Source organism: Shewanella sp. SM87 (assembly GCF_025653705.1).
GTDB classification, from domain to species: domain Bacteria; phylum Pseudomonadota; class Gammaproteobacteria; order Enterobacterales; family Shewanellaceae; genus Shewanella; species Shewanella oncorhynchi.
The window spans coordinates 18,841-43,069 of record NZ_JAKKSC010000018.1; the positions used below are offsets into that span (position 1 = coordinate 18,841).

The window sequence follows — 24,229 nt, forward strand, 5'->3', positions numbered from 1 at the left end:
CTCCTTAACCCCGTTTCCGCTGGATCACATTGATAGTCCAGATCAACACACCAATCAGGAAGAAGGCGCTCGGTGGTAACTTGAACATCTCGTTTGGCAAGTACCAGCCACCATTCTCGATGGTGGTAAACACAGGGTGACCGAATAAATTCCCCGTCCCTAACAGCTCGCGTACAAAGGCGACGCTGATCAAAATCAAGCCATAACCTGTCGCATTACCAAGCGCATCGACGACCGCTAAATGCGGTGGATACTTCATGGCGAAGGCTTCTGCACGGCCCATGATGATACAGTTAGTGATAATTAACCCAACGAATACAGAAAGTTGCTTAGATAACTCATAGGCTACATCCTGCAGAACCATGTCGACGATAATCACTAAGGAGGCGATAACCGTCATCTGCGCGATAATCCGCACACTGGTCGGGATAAAGTTACGGATGGCAGAGATAATCAGGTTAGAAAACACCAACACAAAGGTCACTGCCAGTGTCATCACCACAGCGGTTTGCATTGAGTTACTGACCGCCAGTGCCGAACATACGCCCAGCACTTGCATTGCGACGGGGTTATTGGCAAACACTGGCCCCGTTAACATGTCACGCATGGATAAAGTGTTGCTCATTTTGCCTCTCCCAACTCACCTTGCAATTCACCCTGCGCTGCCGACGCTTTCAGCTGGTTGAAGAAGGTTTGAAAACCTTCAACGCCAAACCAAAACTCCATTGCGCGCTGCACGCCGCGGCCCGTCATGGTCGCGCCACTCACCGCATCCACACCGTGAAGATCGCCTTCTTTAACGCCACCCTTTACAAGACGTATCGCAAATTTGCCTTTTTCATCAAATAATTGCTTCCCCTTCCACAACGATAACCAATGGGGATCGGTCACAAAGTCGCCGATACCAGGGGTTTCACCGTGTTCGTACACAACTAGCCCTTTAATGGTGTTGAAATCGGGTTCAACCGCCACATAACCGTAGATCATCGACCACAGACCTTTACCGTAGAAAGGCACAACCACGCTGTCTAACTTGCCGTTGGCATCGAGCACTTTAAACACGCGGGCATCGTTCGCACGGGTTTTAATCTTGGCAATATCTTTTTTCGGCGCACTTGAAGTCTCAGGATTAATTGCCGCCATACGCTCATCGAAATCGAGGACGTTAGCGTCTGAGTCCACCTTGCCTGTGTCTAGGTTGATCAATAATGGCTTAACAGATTTAGCAAAAATCTCTCTAAACTCATTGCCCTGACCTAAGTTCACATCGGCGGCCATCAACACATAGCGCTGCACTTCGTCACGTTTTTTGGCGACTTTACGTTCTTTCAATATGCCTGCTGTGCCTGTGATCATAAAAGAGCACAGGAGGCAGAGCGTGATGGTGAAGATCATGGTCCCCACCACAGTATCTTTCTTAAATACCATGACGTTTTAATCTCCGTTTGATGTTGGCGCGGGCTACCAGATAATCGAACAGCGGCGCCCAAAGGTTGGCGAACAGAATGGCTAACATCACGCCCTCAGGCATTTTGGGGTTAGCAACACGGATAAGCACAGTCATAAAACCAATCAAAGCACCGTAGGCAAACTTGCCTTGACGAGTGTACGAAGTGGTCACAGGATCGGTGGCCATAAACATCATTGCTAGCGCAAAACCGCCAGTGACAAGATGCCAAGTCCACGGCATTGCCATCATTTGATTGCTGCTAGAACCGATGTAATTACACAGCGTTGCTGTCGCTATCATGCCCAGCAACACACCGAGCACAATGCGCCAATCCGCTAAGCGGCTGATCAGCAATAATGAACCGCCGATCAAAATCGCTAAGGTGCTGGTTTCGCCAATCGCGCCCACGGTAAAGCCAAAAAAGTTGTTCCACCAGTTAGGATCGCTAAAGGCGCTAAACCAAGAGTAATCGGCAAAACTCAACTTGCCCGCTGCAGTTTGTGCCAGCGCTGTTGCACCAGAGAAACCATCAACGGCAACGAGCTGTTTAATGGTTGAAACTTCAGATGGATAGGCGAAGTAGATAAAAGCCAAGCCCGCCAGCGCAGGGTTAAGGAAGTTATATCCCATGCCGCCAAACAGCTCTTTAGCCACGACCACACCAAAGGAAATCCCCATGGCCACCAGCCACAACGGTGTCGATACTGGCAATATTAAGGTAAACAGCAGGGCCGTCACGAAGAAGCCTTCGTGCAACTCTTGACCACGAACCCGCGCAAACACCACTTCCCAAAACAAACTGGTGAGCAGTGCTGTCAGGTAAATCGGCAGATAAAAACTAAGACCATAGAGGAATAAACCTAATATCCCAGTGTCTTGGCTAAGGCTGCCAAACAGGGTATTAAAGATTTCTAACTTCCAAATATCTGGCGTCGATAATCCGCCCGCGAGCGCAAGCTGTGCCTGTAGGCCAATGTTATATAGACCGAATAAAATGGCGGGCAGTAAACACAAACCGACTAGCGTCATGGTACGTTTCACGTCAATCGCGTCACGCACATGCACTTGACCCTTAGTGCTACGACCATTGGCAATGACGAGTGAGCGCAAAAAGCCCTTCATCGACTTACCCGTTGCGTAGTACTCTTGTTGTAAATCAGAGGCGTCCTGTAAATCAGGTTTTTTCACTTGTTTGGTCATTAACCTTCCCTCTCAATAACATCTAGACAGGCACGTAATTCTTTACCAAAGTCATATTTGCCGGGACATACGAAGGTACACAGCGCCAGATCTTCTTCATCTAACTCCAATGCACCTAAGGCTTGCGCCTCGTCGGTATCACGCACCACTAAGTCTCGAACGAGTAAGGTGGGTAAAATATCCAGTGGCATCACGCGATCTAACTGACCAAAAGCCATCATGGCGCGAGCAGAACCGCCCTGATGAGTCGTAAACTCGAACAATTTAGTCGCACCAAACAGACGTGATGTTACGGCACGAGTGATGGAGAATTTGTCAGAACCACCGCGCACCCAAGGGAGAACATGGTGCTGCGAATCTTCGCTCAACACTGACACTTGGTTGTGGAATCGGCCTAAAAAGTCATGTACGCCCGCCGCGGTATGGCCAGATAACACAGATCCCGATACCACGCGGTTATGGCCAGGTTTGATTTCATCACTCACTAAGGCACTTAGCTCAGCGCCCAATTGAGTGCGTAGTAAGCGCGGGTTCAGCACGCTCGGGCCACCTAAGGCGACGATGCGGTCGGTATACAACTCACCGGTTTGGAATAACTTGCCGTAGGCAATCACATCTTGATAACCGATATGCCATACCTGACGTTCTAAACTCACTGGCAAAGTAAAGTGAATATGAGTACCCACTAAACCCGCAGGATGAACACCATCAAAACGGCGCACCTCAAGTTGTGGTAATGCTTCTTTAACAATCGCTTCGCCCTTATCCTGACACAGGTAAACCTTGCCTTCGGTTAAACGGCTCAACACCAGCAAGCCTGCTTTAAAAGCTTCGGTTTGCTCGGCGATGATCAAACGCGGATCAGCGGCCAGTGGATTAGTATCGATAGCGGTGACGAAAATACCTGCTGGCGTGCTATCGAGCGCAGGCACGCGCGAGAAAGGCCGCGTACGCAGTGCAGTCCATAGACCGCTTTTCACTAATTGCGCCTGAACGGTTGACCTTGCTAAAGCGGCGATGTCTTGATGGATATCGAAAGAAATCTGCCCATCGCGGTTTTCACCGTCATCACAACGAATGACGACTGATTGTAGAATTCGACGCTCGCCGCGGTTAATCGCTACGACTTGGCCACTAGCGGGTGCAGTGAACAACACACCAGGCGTTTTTTTGTCTTCAAATAGGGCTTGGCCCTTTTGAACAAAATCACCCTCTTCGACCAACATCGTCGGCTTAAGCCCAACGAATTCTTCTCCCAGAACAGCCACTTGGGATGGCTTAGCACCGAGTTCAATGACCTGTCGCGGCTCACCAACAATCGGCAAGTCGAGGCCTTTTTTGATCGTTACAATTTGGTTTGAAAAATCTGCCATCACAAATATCAACCATGAAAAATTTTTAGATAAATTTAGGGTAGAGATTTGTTAACGCAGATTCCGATATTGGCGTCACATTCCGCTGCAAATTCGTAAGTTAGATACGTAAATTTACGCAATTTTGTGACATAGATTCACATCCTTACTTACTGTAATCTGCAAATGTAGTTTTATAACAATTTATTCATAAATACGTCATTACTGATTTAGTAGTACCTAAGGTTTACAAAAATAAGCAAAAATCTCCATTTCAGTGCAGTAAAGCGCTAAAACCGTTAAAAGAGCAACTCAGCGAACAAACTTCAACCAATGGCATGCCTCAAAATGGGACAGGATGGCTAAACTTGCTGGCTATTTTTAGCGCACTAACATTTCAACCTATGGTTTAACCTTTGCTTTACAGCAAAAGCTTGGTAGCCTCAAACTAAGAGAGTTTCCGTAGGAGAAATAGATGGAATACAGACGCATACCGCATTCTAATCTTGAGGTCAGTAAAATTTGTTTGGGCACTATGACTTGGGGCGAACAAAATACCCAAGCCGAAGCGTTTGCACAGCTGGACTACGCCATAGGCAATGGCATCAACTTTATCGATACGGCGGAAATGTATCCCGTACCACCTAAGCCGGAGACCCAAGGGGAAACCGAGCGTATCCTAGGGCAATATATTAAGGCCCGCGGTAACCGAGACGACTTAGTGATCGCCACAAAAATTGCCGCACCTGGGGGTAAAAGTGATTACATTCGCAAAAATATGGCGCTGGACTGGAACAACATCCACCAAGCGGTCGATGCATCTTTAGCACGCCTCCAAATAGACACTATCGACCTTTATCAAATCCATTGGCCTGACCGTAATACCAATTTCTTTGGTGAACTGTTTTACGATCAACAAGAGCATGAGCATCAAACGCCGATCCTCGAGACCCTAGAAGCGCTCGCAGAAGTGATCCGCCAAGGTAAAGTGCGCTATATCGGGGTGTCGAACGAAACGCCTTGGGGCTTGATGAAATACCTGCAACTCGCCGAAAAACATGGCTTGCCGCGTATTGTGAGTGTGCAAAATCCCTATAACTTGCTTAATCGCAGTTTCGAAGTCGGCATGAGCGAAATCAGTCACCGCGAAAACTTGCCATTACTGGCCTATTCGCCACTGGCCTTTGGCGCCTTGACGGGAAAATATTGCAACGACCAGTGGCCTGAAGGCGCGCGCCTGACCTTGTTTAAGCGTTTCGCCCGCTATACAGGTTCGCAAATGGCTCTGGAGGCGACAAAAGCCTATGTCGATTTGGCCCGCGAGTTCAAACTCACGCCCTCACAAATGGCGTTAGCTTTTGTTAACTCACGTAAGTTTGTCGGCTCCAATATCATAGGTGCCACCGACTTATATCAACTGAAAGAAAACATCGACAGTTTAAAAGTCACCTTATCGCCAGAGCTATTAGTACGATTAAACCAACTGTCCGATCAATTTAGATTACCTTGCCCTTAGCCCCTAGGCTTAGTCGGCGAGTTGTTTGAATGACTGACCAATAGCATCGGGTCAAATCCCCCTGATGCTATTGATTTCAAATAGCTTTAGAGGCATAACTTTTTACCTTTATATCACCTCATCAATGGGCTCTCTGCTCCATTCAATCAAAAGCTACCTATTACTTAGTCTTGTTTATCTTATCCCTCCGGCTTAGCAAAAGGTCATCGTCTTCAGCTCCACGAGCTCACCAGCGCCAGGCTATGCGAGAAGGCTGCAATACATGGTCTAGGTTACATTCGGATACAGAGTCCTTTTAAGAAGTGAAATATAGTGGCATCACAGTCACTAGACAGATGTCTTAAGGATAAAAAAATGAAAAAACTTTGCTTTGTAATCACAAGTGTTTTGATGTCAAGCCACGCTCTTGCTGAAAGCAATACCTACATTCGTAACGGTAATATCTATAGTCATCAAGATCAGTTCTTTGCTGGCGCAGGTGTTGCTACTGGTAGTCAGTTTTATAAGGGTCAAGATCACCAAACAGGTGCCTACCTCAATGGCGGCTACCACGGTGAAGACTTCAACGCCGATCTGTCCGGCATCAACTACCGCTTTTTAGGCACGAACGATAGTGCCGTTAATTTCAGTATCTTTGCCGTTGCCAATCCCGGCTTTGATGCCGATGATGCGGATATTTTAACGGGCATGAAGGATCGCAAATTCAGTGGTGATCTGGGTTTAAACGCCGACATTCATTTAGGAAATGGCACGCTATCAACCAAATTCCAACACGATGTCACCAATATTTATGATGGTTTTCAGGCTGATATCACCTATTACCATCCAATAAATGTAGGCTTCGGTGATCTGGTGCCTTATGCAGGTGTGCACTACTTCAGTAAAGACTTCGCAAACTACTACACAGGTGTGACGTCATCTGAAGCTACGGCGCAGCGCCCTGCCTATCAAGCCGACGGCACCTTTGCATATAAGCTAGGCTACGCTTTGGTTATTCCAGTCACTAAGCATTTAGATATGACTCAAGCCACAGGTTACTCGTACATAGGTGCCAACATGGCAGACTCTCCGCTAATAGACAGTAACAACCAGTGGGTTACTACCCTTGGCGTGAACTATAGCTTCTAAACAACCTGACGAGACAAGACCATGACACTTATCAGAAAAACGTTTTTATGTGCTGGATTAGCTCTGATGCTTTCAGCTTGTGCCACTTCCTACGATACCGAAAAGCAATTTTGGTCTTTCGGTAAAGGATTTGAAACCGCACAGATTGCACCCGATAGCTGGCAGATAAGCTTTGTTGGCAATACCAACACTGACCGCGCATTGGCCCGAAAGTACGTCATGCGTAAGTCAGCAGAGTTATGCAAACAAGCGGGTTATAACTACTTCACTTTTACTCACGAACAAACCGATCGTGATGCAATTGGCCAGTTTGGAGTAGGAGCGAGCGCGAGTAAGGATATCTTGTGGGGGAGTTCGACGATGAATCAAGAAACCTCTGTCATGGTCGAAGTCACAGGTTTACATAGCAAGCCAGAAAATGCGAGTTCCCGCATCTATGAAACAGATTACATACTTAACAATGTCAATGTGAAAAGTTAATTGCTCATCAAAAATGCACCAGTCTAGATTCTCGTTAGGTATCAAGGCTGGTGCGTTTTATTTATAAATCCCCCCTGTTCAGCACCAATTCGTTAGGCACTCATTCGTATAGTGAGTTGAGTCATTCTGCCTCTATCTCTAAATCAACTCAGCAGATTAGATTACGTAGGCCTAGCCGCATTGCTCGCTTCAGCTCATGTTAAAGAAACAGACAAAAACGGCTCAAACCTCGCATTATACCAATCGTATTAAACCCCAACTTTAAACTTCAGCCTTGAATTTTAGTGACATGCGAGCCCCACCTAAGTCAGGAGCACGGCCAATACGTAATGGGGACCCCATCCAACAACCAATTCTATCGACAATCGCCAGACCCATGCCATGACCGGAATTTCCCCGGCTGTGCTGACCACGCACAAAAGGTTTAATCACTTGAGTAGATTCCTGTTCATCTATGCCAGGGCCATCATCGTCAACGTGTAACCACGCAATCCCATCTTCCGATGCCAACGTCAGCCGAATCTTTGCCTTACCAAAACGCAGCGCATTATTGAGCAAATTATTCACCTGCATTGATAAGTACTTGGGATCTGTCTTGATCTTGAGCGCTGTGGGATAGGGAACCAGTTCAACTGAAAAATCGGGGTACACTTGACCTTGATACTTTTCGAGTAACCAAGCATTGAGCTCAATCGACTGCCAATCGGGCTGGATATTCGCCTCATCGAGGCGGGCATAGCTGAGCAGTGTCATGACCAACTCTTCCATAGTGTCCAGATCGCGGTTCAATCGCTGAAAATACTTCACCCTAAGTTGTTCGCTTTGGGTTTCTTCTAACGCCGCAATACCAAATCGCAGCCGCGCAATCGGAGTTTTTAAATCATGGGAAACTGCCCGACTAAGCAATTTATTGTCATCGATTAATTGCTGGATGCGATCTGCCATACGGTTGAATTCGCTTTCTATTGTGCCTATGTAGGACGCTTTACTGACCACAATTCGCTGCTGTAATTCTCCCATACCAAATGCTTGAGTCACCTTACTGAGATTAACCAGTTGGCGGATTAAAGGAGACACCCACACCAACAAAATCACCACCACACCGCCATAAAAAAGCATGGTATACAGCTTATTCGCGTTAAAACTCACATCGGCTGGCGTCACTATCTGGGTATTGATATTCAGCACCTGACCCGTTTTAGGCAATAAATAGTGCAAAGAGATGCCGTCATCGGACTCCAGCAATAATGATTCCCCTGAATAAAACTCTGTCTTTAGGGCTGAGGGTAAGACAAAATCCGCTTCATTCACCAAAGACAATTGATCTGCATTTCGCTGATTCCAGTTGTCTATAAACGCATTATTTGGGGCGGGATCGTTATCTAACGTTTGCGCCAGTGAGCCGCCCAGCAGTTTTAATGCCGCGAGGTGAGTTGCTGGGCTAGACGTTTCATTATCAGGATCAATAAGTGTTGCAAACTCACTTATCGACCAGCCTAGGCTGGCAATGGCCACCAGCACGACCAGCACCAGAGAAGTCATTAACTTCTTCATAAAGCTTGCTCGGCCTCATCGCGGCAAAACAAATATCCCTTGCCACGAATGGTTTTGACTTTATAGGGCTGGCTCAACGCTTCCTGCAACTTCTTGCGTAAGCGCGATATGCGAATATCCACCGAGCGGTCTAGGCCATCGTATTCAATGCCCCGCAGTTGAGCCACCAATTCATTCCGGCTCACTATCGTACCCGCCTTCAATGCCAGCAGCCACAAGACATCAAACTCATTGGCATTCAAATCCAGCGGCTGTTTATCAATAGTGACTGATTTTGCCGTCGCATTTAACACTAAAGAATCAAACACTAATTGCTGCTTTTGCTCCTCATCACTCACTCGGCGTAACAGGGCCTTTATCCGCGCTAACAGCACCTGTGGTCGAATCGGCTTAGTGAGGTAATCATCAGCACCGGCATCTAACCCGCGGATTTCATCGCCGTCCTCAACGCAAGCCGTCATAAATAAAATGGGCCCAGTATAAAATGCCCTGGCCTCCTTACACACATCGAAGCCATTCTTAACGGGCATCATCACGTCGAGTAGCACTAAGTCAGGCATCTCATCGACAATCATCTCTAAGGCAAAATCACCTTGGCTGGCCACTGTGACTCCGTAACCGTGATCCAGTAAATAATCACTGATCCACTCTGCCAGTGAGGTATCGTCCTCTACGACTAAGATATGCTTTGCAACTGACATATTAGAATAACCTCCAACCGGACTGACTCTGTTTAGGGGCCTTATAAACCCATGTCACGACCACTTTAACTTGCGCGAGCGGTTGCACATCATCATTACGGATAAGACTAAAAGTCGCCGTTTTAACCCTTCAAAACTATATTGATATTCTTGCATAGCTTTGCCAGTCCAGCAGGTTAACTGGTGCTGACGGTCTGTCAGTATGAGGCAGTACTCGCCGCTCGCGGGTGTCTGCCATCGGAACAATACATCTTGATAGCAAGTTTGCCCTTTATGCAGTGCAATGCAGCGTTCTGGGGTTGCGGTAAAAATAACGGCATCATCCTGACTCCAAGCCAAAAAAGGCGCGCTCAGCATCACTACCGCTAACAATTGATAGAATCGGTTCATGCCCTCCTCCTAAAACACATAGCTAAGAGAAGCATTAAAATACGATGTATAACTCGCTTGATTGAAGGGACTCTCGGTCACTTCTTGGGATAACACATTGAAGCGATACATAGCCCGAAAGACAAAATTTTCACTCAGCGGATAGGCAACTCCTAACTCCATGCCGTAACTGAAAGAGCTATCTGGCCGATACTCAGGAAAGCGTTCAGTGGCTTCTTCCTTACTTATCCCAAAAAGATAGCGATTCAAGGTGGCAGATGAGTAACCTACGCTCCCCAATACGTGAAAATTCCAATTACGAACCTGCCAGGACTTACCCAATCTTGCAGAACTTTGAATACCTTGATCATCATAATAATCAGATACTAACCTATACTGAAAAACATAGTTATCGCCCCAATAACGTGTGGCACGAAAACCGGCACCAACATAGAGAGAATCTTCCGATAGTAGATAAGCATTGCGGCCAACTTCATCCAGCGTACTGGGATCCACATCAGGACGGGACCATGAACCTTGTAAGTTAGCCAATAGCAGTTCTAATGACCAATCCTCTGAGCTCCAAAGATTAAATCCCAGATTAATGCCATCTTGAGATTGATGGATCATCTCAACAAACAGCCCTTTGTACTGGTACATGCCACTGACTAACAGCGACAACTGTGCAGAACCAGAATCCGTTTGCCGAACATCGACTTGATTAATCCCGTAAACACTCATGCCTAGCTCAAAATCACCGCCATCAGCAAGGCGATTAGTTCCTCCAGTAACACTGCTCGCAATATCTGATGCCGCAGCAGTTCGAGGAAGAATGCTCAGCGTTAACACAAGAAGCCAAAGAATACGCATGCCCATTTAATTCACATTTTTAGTCGTTATTTAGCGCTACATATTACAACAGTTTGTTGCAAGTCACTGCACAACCAGTATCATTTTTACGGCAATTGTGTGTCGGATAACAAGAGAGACCTATATCCCAAACAACTTGAATCCTGCATCTTCAAATTGTTTGGGGATATACACACCTCACATTGAGTTAAGGCACAAATGAGGCTCAAGCTAGATGAAGTGGCGCAGTTAAGTTAACCGCTGTCAGTCGTTGGCACACTGAATTATGGGCTAATACATTTAAACAACTCGCACCTTAAACTGCTGCATCGTTTCCCTCAATGAATTAGCCTGGTTAGACAGTGACTCACTGGCTTTCGCGGTTTCGTTAGCGCTGCTGAGTACCAACTCACCCGAATCACGAATCGCATTAATGCGCTCACTAATATCTTCGGCGGTCACGGCTTGCTCCTCACTGGCGGTCGCGACTTGAGTATTAGCCTGAGTCAGTTCAGTCAACGCATCTAAAATCTCAAATAAGTGCTGCTTGGCTTGATTAACGAGCAGTAATGACTCACTGATTTGCTTATCGTTATTGGCGAAGGATTCGACTGAGGATTTGGCATCTTTCACGAGTGTTTGGATAAGATCGCTGATCTCCTGCGTGGCCGTTTGACTGCGCGTTGCCAATGCCCGCACTTCTTCGGCAACGACAGCAAAACCACGACCTTGATCTCCCGCCCGCGCCGCTTCAATCGATGCATTCAAAGCTAATAAGTTCGTCTGCCCAGCTATCGCATCGACCACAGAAACAAAGTTGAGGATTTTTCCCGTACTCGCCTGAACCTGTTGAATAAGTTGATTCGAATACTGGGCGCTGGCAACCAACTGCTTCGAGATTTTTTCGCTCGCATCGACAACCTCACAACTTTCTTTCACTTTATGCTCAGCTTGTCCCGCTGAATACGAAGCAGTTTCTGCACTACTCGCCACTTCAGTGATCGTTGCTGCCATTTGGGTCATAGAGGCGGCGACTTGGTCAGTGTTATCCTGCTGCCTCAACATGGCCTCACGATTATTCTCGGCCACCGCATTAAGCTCAGTCACCATAGAGGCAATTTCTTCACTTCGAGCAATCACTTGGCCAACAGTTTTACTTAAAGTCCACGCCATTTGATTCATACTGACGGTAAGTTCGCCTAATTCATCCTTGGAATCGACGCGCAGCTCTTGGTTAAAGTTGCCCTTTTCCATCATGGCGGCAGAATTACGTAACCGATTGATAGATTTGACCATGTATTGACTGCAAGCGATGCCAATTAATAATCCTATGACTAAAGACACTATCGAAATAATCGTTAAGCCATAAATGGCCCTAAGCTCTTCTTCCTCTGTTACAGAAACTGCAGCTTGAGTCATCAACGCTAAACGTTCTACGAATTGACTTAGCTCAGCATTAAACACATTTTGCGCTTCCTCTAAAGATTCAACCCGCTTAGCTAAAGCGGTATGGTCTTCTTTTTGCTGAATTCCCGAAATAACGGTGCCAAGCAGGACTTTATAATCTGCAAAATGTTGAATGATCGTGTCAATATCTTGATTTAGCTGCTGTGTTTTCTCACGTACTTGAGGAGTTTTAGCGTTTTTTAATGCCTCTCCAAGCATGGTTTGAGTCGAGAGCAACTCCTTGCTAATGTCTTCATTGTGCTGAACAACATCCGCAATAAAAGCCGCTAGAATGAGTGGGCTGGATACGGCGTCAACATCCGCGGCACGAAACGCTTTTTCTAGAATGACAGAGCTTTCAAGCTGCTTAATGGTGATGTCAGTCGATAGCCTGACTAATGGAATATTCTCTTCTGCAATGCCATGAATTTCCTCCGATACACGCTGCATCTTCAACAGACTAAATCCAGACAAAATCAAGATCAGTACTAACATCACCCCAACGAGGGCGATCATCTTATGTTTAATCCGTAAGTCTTTTAAAAACTTCACCATAAAACTACTCTCCAGCAAACACTGACAACGAAGGACGTCCAATTTAGGATAGTCGGAGTTTTAACTTTAGGTGGATGAATTGAGCCTAAAGTATTAGCTGAATTTAAAAGAGAAACTTAAACATTAGAAAAATCGCATCATAGCTAAGCTCAATGATACGTTAGAGTCTAAAACCGTTTAAGGCGTGCGAAATATCTATTAGGCAACAGTTTGAACAGACCTTAGTGAAATTAGGCGTTCAATACCACTGTCCGATACCAACGCCTCAACAAACCGCTAAAACTTGCATTCACATGGCAGATCACAGAAGATCCCTTGGCCTTTTTCATTGCCCTTAGCCTCGCCCATGACTCAACCTGCATCGCCTACGCCAAATACTGTGACTCACACAGCGACGAATACAATGGCTGACATTGAAACATCCCATGCCTCGGCGAGTGCTATGCCTGATACCACAGTGACACTTGGCTCATCTGAAGCATATCAGCAAAATGCTCAGATTCGGTCGCAATTCCCAGCGTTAAATCAAATGCTTGATGGTTATCCCCTATGTTATCTCGACACAGCAGCCACCAGCCAGAAGCCGCAAATGGTGTTAGATGCCATGGCACAGTTTTACACCAACGACAATGCCAATGTGCACCGTGCAGCGCATCAGTTATCAGCGCGTTCGACCTTAAGCTATGAGAAAGTGCGCGATCAGTTGCAGCAATTTTTGAAGGTAAAACGCCGCGAAGAAATCATTTTTACCCACGGCACCACAGAATCAATCAACTTAGTCGCCTTTGGACTGACTACCCAATTAAGCGCTGGCGATGTGATATTAATCGACGCCGCCGCTCACCACGCCAATATCGTGCCTTGGCAGGAACTGGCGAAACGCACAGGGGCAATCATTAAACCAATCCCGCTCTGTCAGGATTGCCGCTTAGATATCAACGCCTATAAAACCTTGCTCGAGTTAAAGCCTAAAATCGTCGCCCTGTGCCATGTTTCCAACGCCCTAGGTACAGTCAATCCCGTGGCTCAGCTAGTGCAGTTAGCGAAAAAACAAGGTGCTATCACCTTAGTTGATGGTGCGCAGGCAGTGGCGCATTTAACGCTGGATGTGACTGAAATCGATTGTGACTTTTACGTCTTCTCGGGGCATAAAATGTATGGCCCCACTGGTGTTGGCGTGCTTTACGGCCGTTTCGACGCCTTAGATAATCTCGCGCCACTATTAACTGGAGGCGAGATGATTAAACGCGTGAGTTTTGAGGCGACAGAATTTGGCAACCTGCCGAATCGCTTAGAAGCGGGCACACCGCCGATTGCTGAAGTCATAGGTTTGGGCGCGGCCATTACATTTTTACAAACCGAGCTCATGCCGCAGGTTCAAGCTTATGAAGCTGAACTAGTTAACTATTTACAAAGCCAATTGCGCGCGCTCGGTGAAGTGCATTTATACGGCGCCTTTGATGACAATATCGGTGTAGTCGCGTTTAATCTTGCCGGTGAACATCACCAAGATGTAGGCATTTTGCTGGACCAACAAGGGGTTGCCGTTCGTTGTGGCCATCATTGTGCCATGCCATTAATGCAGAGCCTGAATCTTAAGGGCTGTTGCCGCGCCTCTATCGGTATCTACACCAATAAAGACGATATCGACCGCTTTATTACCGCGTTAGCCTCGGTAAAAGACTTGCTGCTGTAATCCAGCATTTAGCCACTGATCTACGCCACTCATACGATGCTCAAGATAAATGAGACAGGATTTAGCCCTATGACAGATTCAATCATGCCAAATGAGGCCGATTTTCACTATTTAGTGCAAGATGCCGAAACCTTACTGGCGCGTTTTACCAATGCCCCTAACTGGCAGGAAAGATATCGCCAAATTATGTTGCTAGGGAAAGACTTACCAAGTTTAAGCCCTGAGCTTCGCATCGAGACCGCTCAAGTAAAAGGCTGCGAGAGTGATGCGTGGATTTACCATCTAGAACAGGCTGGCAAACACTATTATTTAGCCGACAGCGATGCCCGCATCGTTAAGGGATTGATTGGATTATTACTTGGTGCCTGCCATGGCAAAAGCCGCGCTGAAATCCAAGCATTTGATCCTACAGCTTACTTCAAACAATTGGGCCTAGAAGGTCAGCTCAGCCCATCGCGCACCAACGGCCTTAACTCACTGGCAAAAGCAATGGTTGAAGCCACTCGATAATCATAACCCGAGGGTTTTCATTTACTGCGACAAGCGATAATTGAAACCACTCGGCAACAACAAATAATCACAACTCTAGCTCAGGGGCAAAGGCCAAAAAAGGGATTTAATCAAAGACTTCTACGCCCTAAAAAGGTATAAAGAAGTTACATTTGCGTTATTGATAGGAACCGAGCATGCCCATCAAGGCAGTCAATCACTACCGTCGTACACTCCTTAAAGGTCTTGGCGCAGCAACTCTGTTAAGTCCACTCGCCAGTTTACCTAGCTTTGCCGCCGCACAGAGGCGGATATATGTCGATGGTTTATCTTTCCTTCCCGATGACTTAAGTGATGTAACTGCCGCTAAGCTCGATGCCTATCTTTGCGATATTTCGGCTATTGAGACCATAGAACAAGCCGATGGCACTCAAAACTACAAACGCACCTATAAAGCTTGCATGGAAAGCATTAAGCAGGCCGCTAAACGGGTGAGCGATCATCCCGATATTTTACTGCAAGGCCTGAGGGGACGAGATATTCAACGTGCACGCGACAGCCAGCGCACTGCGGTATACTTTCAAATCCAAGGCGCAGATTGTGTCGAAGAAGACAGTGAAGCTAACCAGTGGGCGCGGGTAGATGAGTTTCATCAACAAGGGCTACGCGTACTGCAACTCACCCACCATTACGGCAATACCTTTGCCGGTGGCGCCTTAGATAATGATGCCAGTGGCGGACTCAATAAACCACTCACGGCCCACGGGCACGAGCTTATCGCCAAACTCAATCACGCCAATATCTTAGTCGATGTGAGTCACTCCAGCGCTCAAACCGCTTTAGATGTCGCAAAAATCACTAAATCACCCATAGTGCAAAGCCACGGCGCAGCGCGCGGTATAGTAAACCATGCCCGTTGTTCCCCCGATGAAGTGATCCGCGCCATCGGCGATAGCGGCGGCGTATTCGGCGTGTTTATGATGAGTTTCTGGCTCACCAATAATGCCGTGCCCACGATTGATGATTATATTCGACAACTGGAATACGTTATGCGTGTTGGTGGAGTGGACTGCGTGGCAATCGCGAATGACTTCCCGCTCCGTGGCCAAGAAAACCTACTGGCACTGGGTAATGACAACGCCAAAGGCATTAAAGAATATCAAGAATGGTGGTACAGCCTGAGGGCGAAAGGCGTGCTAGGTTTTGATGCAGAGCCAAGGCATGTAGTAATCCCCGAGCTGAATCATATCGACCGCATGAGCCGTATCGACGATGCCTTAGCCAAGGCGCGCTTTAAATCTACCGACCGCGACCGTTTTATGGGTGGTAACTGGCAAAGAGTGCTCAACAAAGTGCTACTGTAAATGCCATTGTTTTATCGTCATGTTTAATTTACTTTGTCGATAAATTTACTGGTTTATCAGCTTGTTTCAGTCTTGGATATTCTATGCTGACCACACTCGCTATTTTCAATTATCGCTCTCTGCGTGAAATCGTCTTGCCCCTAGGGCAACTCAATTTGATCACTGGGGCGAATGGCAGTGGTAAATCGAATCTATACAAGGCACTACGTTTACTCGCACAAACGGCGCAAGGCGGCGTTGTCAATGCTTTAGCCCAAGAAGGCGGACTCGACTCCAGCTTTTGGGCGGGACCAGAAAACCCCACCAAAAGTATGCTAGCAGGCGACACTGCCATTGAAGCCACCGTCAGGCAAGCGCCAAAACGCCTAAAGCTTGGATTTGCTGGCGAAGATTTTAGCTATCTTATTGAACTCGGTTTACCCAAACCCGACGCCACCACGCTGTTTGGCTTAGATCCACAAATCAAGCGCGAAGCCATTTGGAACGGGCCTAAGTATCGACCCTCAACTGTATTGGTTGAGCGCCGTGGTCCTATGGTGAAGAGTCGCAGTGCTGACGGACAAGGCTGGGTAACCTTAGGCGCACACCTGCAAACCGGCGACAGTATTTTTACCGAACTTGCCGATCCAGAGCGCAGCCCTGAAGTGCTAAAACTTCGCGATAGTATCCGCGCATGGCGTTTTTACGATCACTTCAGAACCGATGCAGAAGCGCCAGCCCGTCGTCCACAATTAGGTACAGCCACGCCAGTATTGCACCACGATGGGCGCGACCTTGCATCAGCAATTCAAACCATTTTTGAGATAGGTGATAAAGCGGCTTTTGATCATGCGGTGAGCGATGCTTTTCCCGGTGCTAAAGTTCGCATTGAACCCCAAGCGGGCGGTATTTTAGTACTCGCATTTCATCAAAATGGCTTATTAAGGCCACTCAATGCCAGTGAATTGTCGGATGGCACCTTGCGTTATTTGCTATTAATTGCCGCCCTACTCACCCCAAGGCCGCCAGAGCTTATGGTGCTAAACGAACCAGAAACTAGCCTACATCCCGACTTATTACCTGCGCTTGCACGCTTAATCGCTAAGGTATCGGAAGAGTGCCAGTTGTGGGTGGTTTCCCATGCTAATCGGCTTATCAATGCCTTAAGCCAATTTGAACACTGCAATACCTTGGCCTTAGACAAAACCTTAGGCCAAACGCAGATCCAAGGCCAAGACTTACTCAATACGCCCAGTTGGCTATGGCAGAATCGTTAACCTATAGCCTTAATCAATCGTAAAATACCGCGAGCCATAGGGTTTCTGAACTTATAGAAGTCGAAGCGACTCGATGTTTTTGATGGGGCGGAATCGTTAAGTAACCTGAACTCGGGATAAGAAATGTTGAACTAATAGCCCTCCAAGTGATCGGATCTTTCGACCAAGAGAAACCCCATCACACCGGAGGGCCTATGCATAAATTAGTGGAAGTGTTTTGCGATGTCGATGATTTTTGCGCTGTTTTTATTCCAGAATGGGAAAAAACGCTGTTAATCGATGGTACACGCAAGCGTCATCGCGCTGGCCGTATGACGATGAGCGAAGTGATGACCATCATCTTACTTTTTCAGATGTCCCACCACCGTGATTTCAAGAACTTCTACATCGGCTATCTGGCTCATTTCTACAAATCCGCTTTTCCCAATTTACTCAGCTATACCCGCTTTCTTGAGGTGATGCCCACTGCTTTAGTGCCGCTTTGCAGCTACTTTGCCAGCCTCAAGAGTGACCCCACTGGCATCGAATTTGTAGATTCAACCAGCATCAAAGTGTGTCATAACCTACGTATTCATCGCCATAAAACCTTGGCGGGGCTGGCGTGCAGAGGTAAAGGCACCATGGGTTGGTTCTATGGCTTTAAGCTGCATTTGATTGTGAATCATCAAGGCGGAATAGTGGCGGCCAAAGTGACCCCAGCGAATGTACATGACACAAAACCGGTGAATGAGATGGTGCACAGTGACATGAATAAACTCTATGCAGATAAAGGGTATATCAGTAAAGCGCTGTCCAGTGAATTGCTTGAGAAAGGCGTGAAGTTGGTGACGAACGTGCGTAAGAATATGAAAGCGAAGGCAATGTCGTTGTGGGATAGAGCGATGCTGTCGAGACGTTTTATCATAGAAACCATCAACGACCAGTTAAAAAATATCTCTCAAATAGAGCACTCAAGACACCGCAGCGTGCATGGTTTTATGCTCAATATGATTGCGGGACTCATCGCCTATCAATTGAAAGACAATAAGCCACAACTGAACCTCACTAATGCGGAGTTTAATGCTATTACAGTTATGGCTAGTTAAACCGATCTCAGGTTAAGTAATCTCCAGGGGTTAGCGTAACGGGTTCACCTTGTTCAAATTCAAGCGTCGCCTCGCCTTTGAGCAGCATCACCCATTCATGTTGAGTTTGATCGTACCATTGACCTTCGGGTAGATACCCAAACCACCTGAAGATGCAGGATTCAGCGGGAATTTAACGCACTTTAGGCAAGGCGGCTATTTACAGACCTAGTGGACTAAGTTAAAAATAGCCAACACGGCATAGAGTGCGTTAAAACCCGCCGGGACGGAGCGCTTAGGGCACTCCACTTCCGTGTTGCATCAATTCAGAAGGTGGCCGACATTCTGTCATTGATGCGCCTTGAATTGAAGCACCCTAAGCGCTCTGAAACTCGTATCTTCAGGTAGCTTGGGTATATTGCCCATTGGAAACGATGCGTTCTATGGTCACAGTGTCATTACCCGCCAGTTTTTCAAACACTTCCGCCGATAAATCTGTGGGTAATTTTGCAAAAAAGTTATCAAGCATTTTGTCTTTATTCCTCTGCTTTTATTAATGTGCCACTCTGATTAAACGGTATTTTGAGCAATCAAGCATTGAGAAACGAATCCATAAACCGCTATGATATGCGCACAGAAATACTCAGTTGCCATGAGTATCACTCAGATAAGCTTATTGTTTTACATATGGATATGGAGATTTCCCCCAATGTCGTTGTTTCGCGCACTCAAAGCCAAGTTATTTCCCTCAAACCAAACTAGCCGCGATCCAAAAGACATTCATCTTCAAACTGAATCACAAACACTCAGCCAAGAACAAGATTTAACGCAGGAGCCGTCAGTCGCTGCACCGCTATTCCAGCGCTACTTCAGCTTAAAAATCCATGCGACAAAGGCAGACGCAACTTCTTGCGAAGAAAATGCCGACCACGGCTTAACTCTCTATCAGTATGATACGCCTCAAGTCATAGAACTCTTGGGCTGGGAAAACGCCAATGAATGCTGCGACTTCCACCATACCGAATTCGACCGCCTCGAAATCAGCAATCAATTCCCTTTCCCCGAGCAGCACTTTTGGCTCGACAAGGTAAAAGTGTGCAGTATCACCCCCAAAAAGAACAGCCAAATAAAGGCGTTGTGGCAAGTTGAGCTTAACAATCTCGATGCATTATTGATAAGCCACTTTACCCTCGATGCAGACAATATAGTGCAAGGCGATATTCAAGATTACGCCAGCCTAACAGGCCAACTGCACCGCATTTTTCACCAACTCAATACTGAAGAAGGTGCAGGTATACTTAGAATCATCACCCAAAGCCCAGGACTTACCCAAGCCGTCGATTCAAACTATTTTGGCGAACGTAATGGCGTGACCCGCCAATTCAATGCCCTAGGTACCCTGTTATTTGAAGGTAACTTTATTCATGATCAGCAACTTGGAACACAAACGTGGTACGACCATGAGGGCAAGATCAATCAAATAGAAGATCGCCATCCCCAAGGTCAATTTATTCAATACTTTTATGGCAATGGTCAGCTTAAAGAAACCGCCGAACAAGATAGCAATGGCTATTATATCAATACATTAACTCGCTACTATGAATCTGGAAAAATACAGCTGATCCGGCCCTTAGTGCAAGATGTTATCCACGGAATTGAAAAACAATATTACCTTGATGGTTCACTAGAAGCTGAAAGATATTACAACCAAGGCTATGAATATGAAGCCGTTTGGTATCATCCCAATGGAGCGATTAAACAAAAAGTGTTTAATGATGTGACGGGCAAAGTCATTGAAGAGTTTTACGACTCAGGTAAGCCTGCATGGCGTGAACCCTTCAATACCGAAGGCCAATTACATGGCGAACATGTAAAATGGTATCCCAATGGTCAACTTGAAGAAAAAATCTATTTTGAGGATGGTAAAGAACAAGGCATGGCCCTTTGGTATCACGACAATGGTCAACTCGCCCTTGAGATCTATCTTGAAAAGGGACTAAGGGAAGGTCTGTTTAAAAGCTATTATAAAAGTGGCGTGCTTTCGGCCGAAGGCCAATATAAAAATAACCTCTCGGTAGCCCCTTTTATTGAATACCACGAAAACCAGCAAATTCAGATGTACCTACCGCACACACAGGGCAACCGTGATGGCACTGCTCGCTGGTTTTATGAAGATGGCACGATACGTACAATTTCTGAATATGAAGTTCGTGATGGCCAAGGCTACCTCAAAGAGTCCAGCTTTTATAATAACAAAGGGATCCTCGAATCCTATCAGAGTCACTCGAATACCCGCTGCGGCTATAATCTTGATAATAATCAAAGGGAATACTATCAAGAAGGTATTGCCGATACTCGCATCGAATACTATGAAGATGGTGCCATTCGCTGGTTACTCACCCGTACGCAAGGGGATTTATTTAGCTCTAAATCCTTGTCCCCTCAAGGTTTAATTTTAGAAACTGGCACAATCCAAATTACTAATGGTCGTTACCTCGATATCGGCCATTGGCAACGTTTTACGCCCCAAGGAAAAGTGTACCGCGAAGCCTGGCTAGATGAACAAGGCCAACTGATAGAAAGCCGTCACTACTTTGATTTCCATGAAAATATAGCAACTCAGGAAGATGAAGAACCTGAATGGGATAGCCCAGAAAATCCTAGTTATGACTATGATGAAGACGATGCTGATGGGCAAAGTAACGGACCAAATAACCGTACGGATAACAGCGAACATCATGCTAGCAATAGTAGAAATAACGCATATTTATCTCGTCAGAAGTATCACGCCCCCAATGGCAATGCCACGACAAAACAGCGAGAAGATAAAACAATAGCAGATGTCGCCGCTCACACCGAAGAACCCATATTGGCTTATCATTTAAAATTTGATGATGAAAGCAAACTTTATGCAATGAAACGCTATCATCCCAATCGCCAGATTGCCGAAGAAGGTAATTTACAAATTCAGGGACAGGAGCAATTCTGGGTCGGCATCCACAATCAATACGATGAGCAAGGCAAACTCAAGCTTTCCGAAACCTATACTATGGCGGGCGAACCGATAGAGCACTCCACTAGCACAAGTAGGATAGTGTTAAATTAATCAAGCAGATTTGAATCACACTCGATAGCGAGGATAGGTAAGCCCAGATAAAACTTGGCTTACCTTACTCACATTAACCGTCAGCTTGCGATAACAATTCCAAGCTTGATAGCACTAAATGAATCTAAGTCGCAGCACTAAGACTAAAGTGCAAAAAAACTAAAGTGCAAAAGTGGCAATAGTCTTTTGAATACCCACGACATCCGTGCCACGCTTGAGTTCTTTGACTAAAGGTTCACTCTGGCCTGAGATCCAAATTTTAAGCTCTGCATCCATATCAAAATGCCCTGTCGTTTCCACTTCAAAATGGGTAATAGATTTATAAGGTATTGAATGGTAAGTAACCTTCTTGCCTGTAAGTCCCTGCTTATCAATTAAGATCAGGCGTTTATTGGTGAAAATAAACAAATCACGGATCACTTTGTAGGCGAGTTTTAATTCTTCTTGAATGCCCATGATAGGCCTTAATTCCTCGGCTAATTCCTGTAAATCAACCTCAGCAGCATTACCGAGTAAACCGTCTAACAATCCCATTTTAACATCCCTTATTATTGATATTATTTTCAATAAGATATCTGCTCATTACCGCATGTGCAATATAAGGCTTTGATGAAAATATGAGAGTGACGCTGGTGAGAGCAACATCAATGAGAGGTAGGCTGGTGTAGGTGCGTGGATGTAGCTGAATAGGTGCTAGGAGCATTGCACTCGGGCAATGCTCCTAATGACAAATATTAAAGGTGCTTCTGGCCTCGCACTTGACGGTTTTCACCGACCACCATCATTTCGCATTTAGGGCAGTCGAATACCAACTTGAGCACATCATTGCCGATTTCAAGCACCATAGGATCGGCCTTGATGCCTGGTACTTCCTTCGGACACAGATTGAAGTTAAAGCGTAGGCAATGCTTAGTGATCATCAATGGCACATCTTCGGTAACGCCATTTTTCTCATAGGTATCTTGAATTTCAATCACGCCGTGGCGTTGATAAAAATCCTTGGCCTTTTCGTTGGCAACGTTGCCTAAGTAACTCAAATGCTTGACGGGATAGACTGCATCTTGATTATGCTTCCACGGCAGTGGACGCACATAGCCTTGCACACGGGCAGCTTCTAAGGCGGCCACACCATCACGGCGCAGACCATTTAACACTGATGCGGGCAAGAACCAAGCTTGGGCCGTATCGATACTGATGCTACGGGCAACAAAGTCGGTACTGCCGAGCTTACCCAACTGAGTGCGAGTATTTTGTAAGGTCTTATCGACATCAGTCGCAGGCGTCTTCTCGACCACTAAATTCACTGTAGCGGTTAGGCCATAGATATCCGTCAAGGTCAGCGCCAGTCCATCTTGGGTGTCGCTCAACCGTAAATCGACGCCGATAATCCGCTTAGAAGATTCTTTCGATAACAGTGCTTCGAAGGCTTGGTTATGGTTACGATATAAAGTCATGCCAACTTTTAAATCCTTTGGCACCTGCAATATATGCAGTTTTAACCCTTCGGCGCGGTTAACCCGCAGGCCTTGCAGCTTGTCATCGGATTGTTTTGCCATAGCAAAATTCGCGGGGAAAAACGCTAAGCCATCGCCGTTATTAAACTCATGGCTAGAGCTCACTTGGATAAAGTCTTTACCTATGCTGACCACTTTACCGACTTCTTCGCCTATGTATTTGGGCGAGCGGAAATCTTTAATTCCTTGGCTACGTTCGTTAACAAAGTAATCTGTGCTGCCACGGTTAAAGGTCTTTTCAGGATCAGGGGTAAAACTATGTTCGCAGCGGCCGTGGGACGAAGCCTTAAACTCGGGACGACGCGCCATAATCGCATCTAGCTTTTGGCGATAATGCGCGGTGACGTTTTTAACGTAACTTAAATCTTTTAGGCGACCTTCAATCTTAAACGAGCGAATGCCCGCATCGATGAGCGCTTCGAGGTTTTCAGTTTGGTTATTGTCTTTTAAAGACAATAAGTGTTCATTCTGCGCTAATACATCCCCTTGACGGGTTTTAAGATTCCCCGGCAGGCGGCACATTTGCGAGCATTCACCGCGGTTAGCACTGCGGTTACTAAAGGAATGACTCAAATTACACAAACCACTGTAAGCCACACACAAAGCACCGTGGATAAAGAATTCGAGTTGCATATTGGTATGCGCGGCGACATCACGGATTTGGCTTAAGCCCAATTCACGGGCGAGCACCACCTGAGAAAAACCAACTTGCTCTAAAAACGCCACTTTTTCTGGACTGCGGTTATCCATTTGGGTACTGGCATGCAGGGCAATCGGCGGCAAATTGAGCTGTAATACGCCCATGTCCTGCACAATCAGCGCGTCAGCTCCCGCTTCGTACAATTGCCAAATAAGTTTTTCGGCGTCGGCCAGTTCGTTATCCATCAAAATGGTATTGAGGGCGACGAATACCTGAGCATGATATTGATGAGCATAAGTACACAGGCGCGCGATATCTTCAACACTGTTACCCGCCGTTGCCCGCGCACCAAATGCAGGACCACCTATGTATACCGCATCGGCACCATGGCGTATGGCTTCGATACCGTAGTCAGCATTTTTTGCAGGCGCCAATAACTCAAGACGGTTATGGACGTGAGAAAGATTCTCGGGAGTGTATATCTCTGGCTGGCTCATGGC

General features: G+C 46.4%; 20 protein-coding genes and 3 pseudogenes. 9 read left to right on the plus strand and 14 right to left on the minus strand.

The features are described 5' to 3' along the window. Positions 1 to 4: 4 nt before the first annotated feature. From L5M11_RS14815 to L5M11_RS14830, 4 genes are read right to left on the minus strand one after another with little or no spacing between them, the layout of a single operon-like run. On the minus strand, positions 5 to 625 hold the full coding sequence (locus tag L5M11_RS14815) for an NADH:ubiquinone reductase (Na(+)-transporting) subunit D (RefSeq protein ID WP_028761892.1): 621 nt from the start codon (positions 623 to 625) through the stop codon (positions 5 to 7). After that, entirely contained in the window at positions 622 to 1,428 is an 807-nt protein-coding gene (locus L5M11_RS14820) for a Na(+)-translocating NADH-quinone reductase subunit C (RefSeq protein ID WP_131523704.1), read from the minus strand. Before L5M11_RS14820 ends, L5M11_RS14815 begins: the two co-directional genes overlap by 4 nt. Next, on the minus strand, positions 1,418 to 2,650 hold the full coding sequence (locus L5M11_RS14825) for an NADH:ubiquinone reductase (Na(+)-transporting) subunit B (RefSeq protein ID WP_028759366.1): 1,233 nt from the start codon (positions 2,648 to 2,650) through the stop codon (positions 1,418 to 1,420). The genes L5M11_RS14820 and L5M11_RS14825 overlap by 11 nt, the downstream gene beginning before the upstream one ends. After that, on the minus strand, positions 2,650 to 4,023 hold the full coding sequence (locus L5M11_RS14830; RefSeq protein WP_263167506.1) for a Na(+)-translocating NADH-quinone reductase subunit A: 1,374 nt from the start codon (positions 4,021 to 4,023) through the stop codon (positions 2,650 to 2,652). The genes L5M11_RS14825 and L5M11_RS14830 overlap by 1 nt, the downstream gene beginning before the upstream one ends. Before the next feature lie 454 nt (positions 4,024 to 4,477). Between L5M11_RS14830 and L5M11_RS14835 the strand changes: the two genes are divergently transcribed. The 3 genes from L5M11_RS14835 to L5M11_RS14845 all read left to right on the plus strand — a co-directional run bounded on the left by L5M11_RS14835 (position 4,478) and on the right by L5M11_RS14845 (position 7,126). Continuing rightward, positions 4,478 to 5,518, plus strand: a complete 1,041-nt coding sequence (locus L5M11_RS14835) for an NADP(H)-dependent aldo-keto reductase (RefSeq protein WP_168824823.1) — start codon at positions 4,478 to 4,480, stop codon at positions 5,516 to 5,518. Between the two features lie 354 nt (positions 5,519 to 5,872). After that, complete coding sequence (ompV, locus tag L5M11_RS14840) at positions 5,873 to 6,646, plus strand: outer membrane protein OmpV (protein WP_317629875.1); 774 nt, start codon at positions 5,873 to 5,875, stop codon at positions 6,644 to 6,646. Between the two features lie 21 nt (positions 6,647 to 6,667). Further along, positions 6,668 to 7,126 carry a CC0125/CC1285 family lipoprotein gene (locus tag L5M11_RS14845; RefSeq protein WP_028761861.1) on the plus strand — a complete coding sequence of 153 codons (459 nt, stop codon included), beginning with the start codon at positions 6,668 to 6,670 and terminating at the stop codon, positions 7,124 to 7,126. 261 nt (positions 7,127 to 7,387) lie between these two features. Here L5M11_RS14845 and L5M11_RS14850 read toward each other — a convergent pair whose 3' ends face one another. The 5 genes and pseudogenes from L5M11_RS14850 to L5M11_RS14875 form a co-directional block, all read right to left on the minus strand. Continuing rightward, entirely contained in the window at positions 7,388 to 8,680 is a 1,293-nt protein-coding gene (locus tag L5M11_RS14850; RefSeq protein WP_263180369.1) for an ATP-binding protein, read from the minus strand. Beyond that, complete coding sequence (locus L5M11_RS14855) at positions 8,677 to 9,381, minus strand: response regulator transcription factor (RefSeq protein WP_263192606.1); 705 nt, start codon at positions 9,379 to 9,381, stop codon at positions 8,677 to 8,679. The genes L5M11_RS14850 and L5M11_RS14855 overlap by 4 nt, the downstream gene beginning before the upstream one ends. A gap of 1 nt (position 9,382) precedes the next feature. Beyond that, positions 9,383 to 9,771: pseudogene (locus L5M11_RS14865) on the minus strand (DUF3019 domain-containing protein). A 9-nt stretch (positions 9,772 to 9,780) separates the two neighbouring features. Then, on the minus strand, positions 9,781 to 10,620 hold the full coding sequence (locus tag L5M11_RS14870) for a MipA/OmpV family protein (protein WP_317629876.1): 840 nt from the start codon (positions 10,618 to 10,620) through the stop codon (positions 9,781 to 9,783). Positions 10,621 to 10,899: 279 nt separating this feature from the next. Next, the gene (locus L5M11_RS14875; protein ID WP_263192610.1) at positions 10,900 to 12,600 is read right to left on the minus strand and encodes a methyl-accepting chemotaxis protein; all 1,701 of its coding nucleotides are present in this window, start codon (positions 12,598 to 12,600) and stop codon (positions 10,900 to 10,902) included. 346 nt (positions 12,601 to 12,946) lie between these two features. Between L5M11_RS14875 and L5M11_RS14880 the strand changes: the two genes are divergently transcribed. The 4 genes from L5M11_RS14880 (at position 12,947) to L5M11_RS14895 (ending at position 17,405) form a co-directional block, all read left to right on the plus strand. After that, positions 12,947 to 14,296 carry a cysteine desulfurase gene (locus L5M11_RS14880; RefSeq protein WP_263192611.1) on the plus strand — a complete coding sequence of 450 codons (1,350 nt, stop codon included), beginning with the start codon at positions 12,947 to 12,949 and terminating at the stop codon, positions 14,294 to 14,296. Positions 14,297 to 14,365: 69 nt separating this feature from the next. After that, positions 14,366 to 14,806 (plus strand): SufE family protein, encoded by a 441-nt coding sequence (locus L5M11_RS14885; protein WP_263192612.1) that lies wholly within the window; start codon positions 14,366 to 14,368, stop codon positions 14,804 to 14,806. A gap of 176 nt (positions 14,807 to 14,982) precedes the next feature. Next, on the plus strand, positions 14,983 to 16,149 hold the full coding sequence (locus L5M11_RS14890; RefSeq protein WP_263179480.1) for a dipeptidase: 1,167 nt from the start codon (positions 14,983 to 14,985) through the stop codon (positions 16,147 to 16,149). Between the two features lie 83 nt (positions 16,150 to 16,232). Further along, positions 16,233 to 17,405 carry an AAA family ATPase gene (locus tag L5M11_RS14895; protein ID WP_263192614.1) on the plus strand — a complete coding sequence of 391 codons (1,173 nt, stop codon included), beginning with the start codon at positions 16,233 to 16,235 and terminating at the stop codon, positions 17,403 to 17,405. 13 nt (positions 17,406 to 17,418) lie between these two features. Here the strand turns inward: L5M11_RS14895 and L5M11_RS14900 are convergent. Beyond that, a pseudogene (locus L5M11_RS14900) lies at positions 17,419 to 17,508 on the minus strand (cupin); the annotation flags it as partial. Positions 17,509 to 17,599: 91 nt separating this feature from the next. Between L5M11_RS14900 and L5M11_RS14905 the strand changes: the two are divergent. Next, entirely contained in the window at positions 17,600 to 18,490 is an 891-nt protein-coding gene (locus L5M11_RS14905; RefSeq protein ID WP_263186917.1) for an IS982 family transposase, read from the plus strand. 10 nt (positions 18,491 to 18,500) lie between these two features. Here the strand turns inward: L5M11_RS14905 and L5M11_RS14910 are convergent. Continuing rightward, positions 18,501 to 18,662: pseudogene (locus tag L5M11_RS14910) on the minus strand (cupin domain-containing protein); the annotation flags it as partial. A gap of 207 nt (positions 18,663 to 18,869) precedes the next feature. Continuing rightward, the gene (locus L5M11_RS14915; RefSeq protein WP_006080295.1) at positions 18,870 to 18,998 is read right to left on the minus strand and encodes a hypothetical protein; all 129 of its coding nucleotides are present in this window, start codon (positions 18,996 to 18,998) and stop codon (positions 18,870 to 18,872) included. A gap of 180 nt (positions 18,999 to 19,178) precedes the next feature. On the opposite strand from L5M11_RS14915, the gene L5M11_RS14920 reads away from it, so the two are divergent. Further along, positions 19,179 to 21,575: a toxin-antitoxin system YwqK family antitoxin gene (locus L5M11_RS14920; RefSeq protein ID WP_263192616.1), complete on the plus strand. Its 2,397-nt coding sequence runs from the start codon at positions 19,179 to 19,181 to the stop codon at positions 21,573 to 21,575. Positions 21,576 to 21,734: 159 nt separating this feature from the next. On the opposite strand, the gene L5M11_RS14925 is transcribed toward L5M11_RS14920, so the two are convergent. Together L5M11_RS14925 and L5M11_RS14930 are read right to left on the minus strand one after the other, a co-directional pair. Beyond that, positions 21,735 to 22,109: a PH domain-containing protein gene (locus tag L5M11_RS14925; protein WP_105250128.1), complete on the minus strand. Its 375-nt coding sequence runs from the start codon at positions 22,107 to 22,109 to the stop codon at positions 21,735 to 21,737. Positions 22,110 to 22,309: 200 nt separating this feature from the next. Then, positions 22,310 to 24,226, minus strand: coding sequence for a peptidase U32 family protein (locus L5M11_RS14930; RefSeq protein WP_263184404.1), 1,917 nt, complete (start codon positions 24,224 to 24,226; stop codon positions 22,310 to 22,312). Between the last annotated feature and the right edge of the window lie 3 nt (positions 24,227 to 24,229).

What these genes read in the sequence shown, in the direction of transcription:
- L5M11_RS14815 (WP_028761892.1), bottom strand. Translation starts at nt 625, where the DNA reads ATGAGCAACACTTTATCCATGCGTGACATGTTAACGGGGCCAGTGTTT.
- L5M11_RS14820 (WP_131523704.1), bottom strand. Translation starts at nt 1,428, where the DNA reads ATGGTATTTAAGAAAGATACTGTGGTGGGGACCATGATCTTCACCATC.
- L5M11_RS14825 (WP_028759366.1), bottom strand. Translation starts at nt 2,650, where the DNA reads ATGACCAAACAAGTGAAAAAACCTGATTTACAGGACGCCTCTGATTTA.
- L5M11_RS14830 (WP_263167506.1), bottom strand. Translation starts at nt 4,023, where the DNA reads ATGGCAGATTTTTCAAACCAAATTGTAACGATCAAAAAAGGCCTCGAC.
- L5M11_RS14835 (WP_168824823.1), top strand. Translation starts at nt 4,478, where the DNA reads ATGGAATACAGACGCATACCGCATTCTAATCTTGAGGTCAGTAAAATT.
- ompV (WP_317629875.1), top strand. Translation starts at nt 5,873, where the DNA reads ATGAAAAAACTTTGCTTTGTAATCACAAGTGTTTTGATGTCAAGCCAC.
- L5M11_RS14845 (WP_028761861.1), top strand. Translation starts at nt 6,668, where the DNA reads ATGACACTTATCAGAAAAACGTTTTTATGTGCTGGATTAGCTCTGATG.
- L5M11_RS14850 (WP_263180369.1), bottom strand. Translation starts at nt 8,680, where the DNA reads ATGAAGAAGTTAATGACTTCTCTGGTGCTGGTCGTGCTGGTGGCCATT.
- L5M11_RS14855 (WP_263192606.1), bottom strand. Translation starts at nt 9,381, where the DNA reads ATGTCAGTTGCAAAGCATATCTTAGTCGTAGAGGACGATACCTCACTG.
- L5M11_RS14870 (WP_317629876.1), bottom strand. Translation starts at nt 10,620, where the DNA reads ATGCGTATTCTTTGGCTTCTTGTGTTAACGCTGAGCATTCTTCCTCGA.
- L5M11_RS14875 (WP_263192610.1), bottom strand. Translation starts at nt 12,600, where the DNA reads ATGGTGAAGTTTTTAAAAGACTTACGGATTAAACATAAGATGATCGCC.
- L5M11_RS14880 (WP_263192611.1), top strand. Translation starts at nt 12,947, where the DNA reads ATGACTCAACCTGCATCGCCTACGCCAAATACTGTGACTCACACAGCG.
- L5M11_RS14885 (WP_263192612.1), top strand. Translation starts at nt 14,366, where the DNA reads ATGACAGATTCAATCATGCCAAATGAGGCCGATTTTCACTATTTAGTG.
- L5M11_RS14890 (WP_263179480.1), top strand. Translation starts at nt 14,983, where the DNA reads ATGCCCATCAAGGCAGTCAATCACTACCGTCGTACACTCCTTAAAGGT.
- L5M11_RS14895 (WP_263192614.1), top strand. Translation starts at nt 16,233, where the DNA reads ATGCTGACCACACTCGCTATTTTCAATTATCGCTCTCTGCGTGAAATC.
- L5M11_RS14905 (WP_263186917.1), top strand. Translation starts at nt 17,600, where the DNA reads ATGCATAAATTAGTGGAAGTGTTTTGCGATGTCGATGATTTTTGCGCT.
- L5M11_RS14915 (WP_006080295.1), bottom strand. Translation starts at nt 18,998, where the DNA reads ATGCTTGATAACTTTTTTGCAAAATTACCCACAGATTTATCGGCGGAA.
- L5M11_RS14920 (WP_263192616.1), top strand. Translation starts at nt 19,179, where the DNA reads ATGTCGTTGTTTCGCGCACTCAAAGCCAAGTTATTTCCCTCAAACCAA.
- L5M11_RS14925 (WP_105250128.1), bottom strand. Translation starts at nt 22,109, where the DNA reads ATGGGATTGTTAGACGGTTTACTCGGTAATGCTGCTGAGGTTGATTTA.
- L5M11_RS14930 (WP_263184404.1), bottom strand. Translation starts at nt 24,226, where the DNA reads ATGAGCCAGCCAGAGATATACACTCCCGAGAATCTTTCTCACGTCCAT.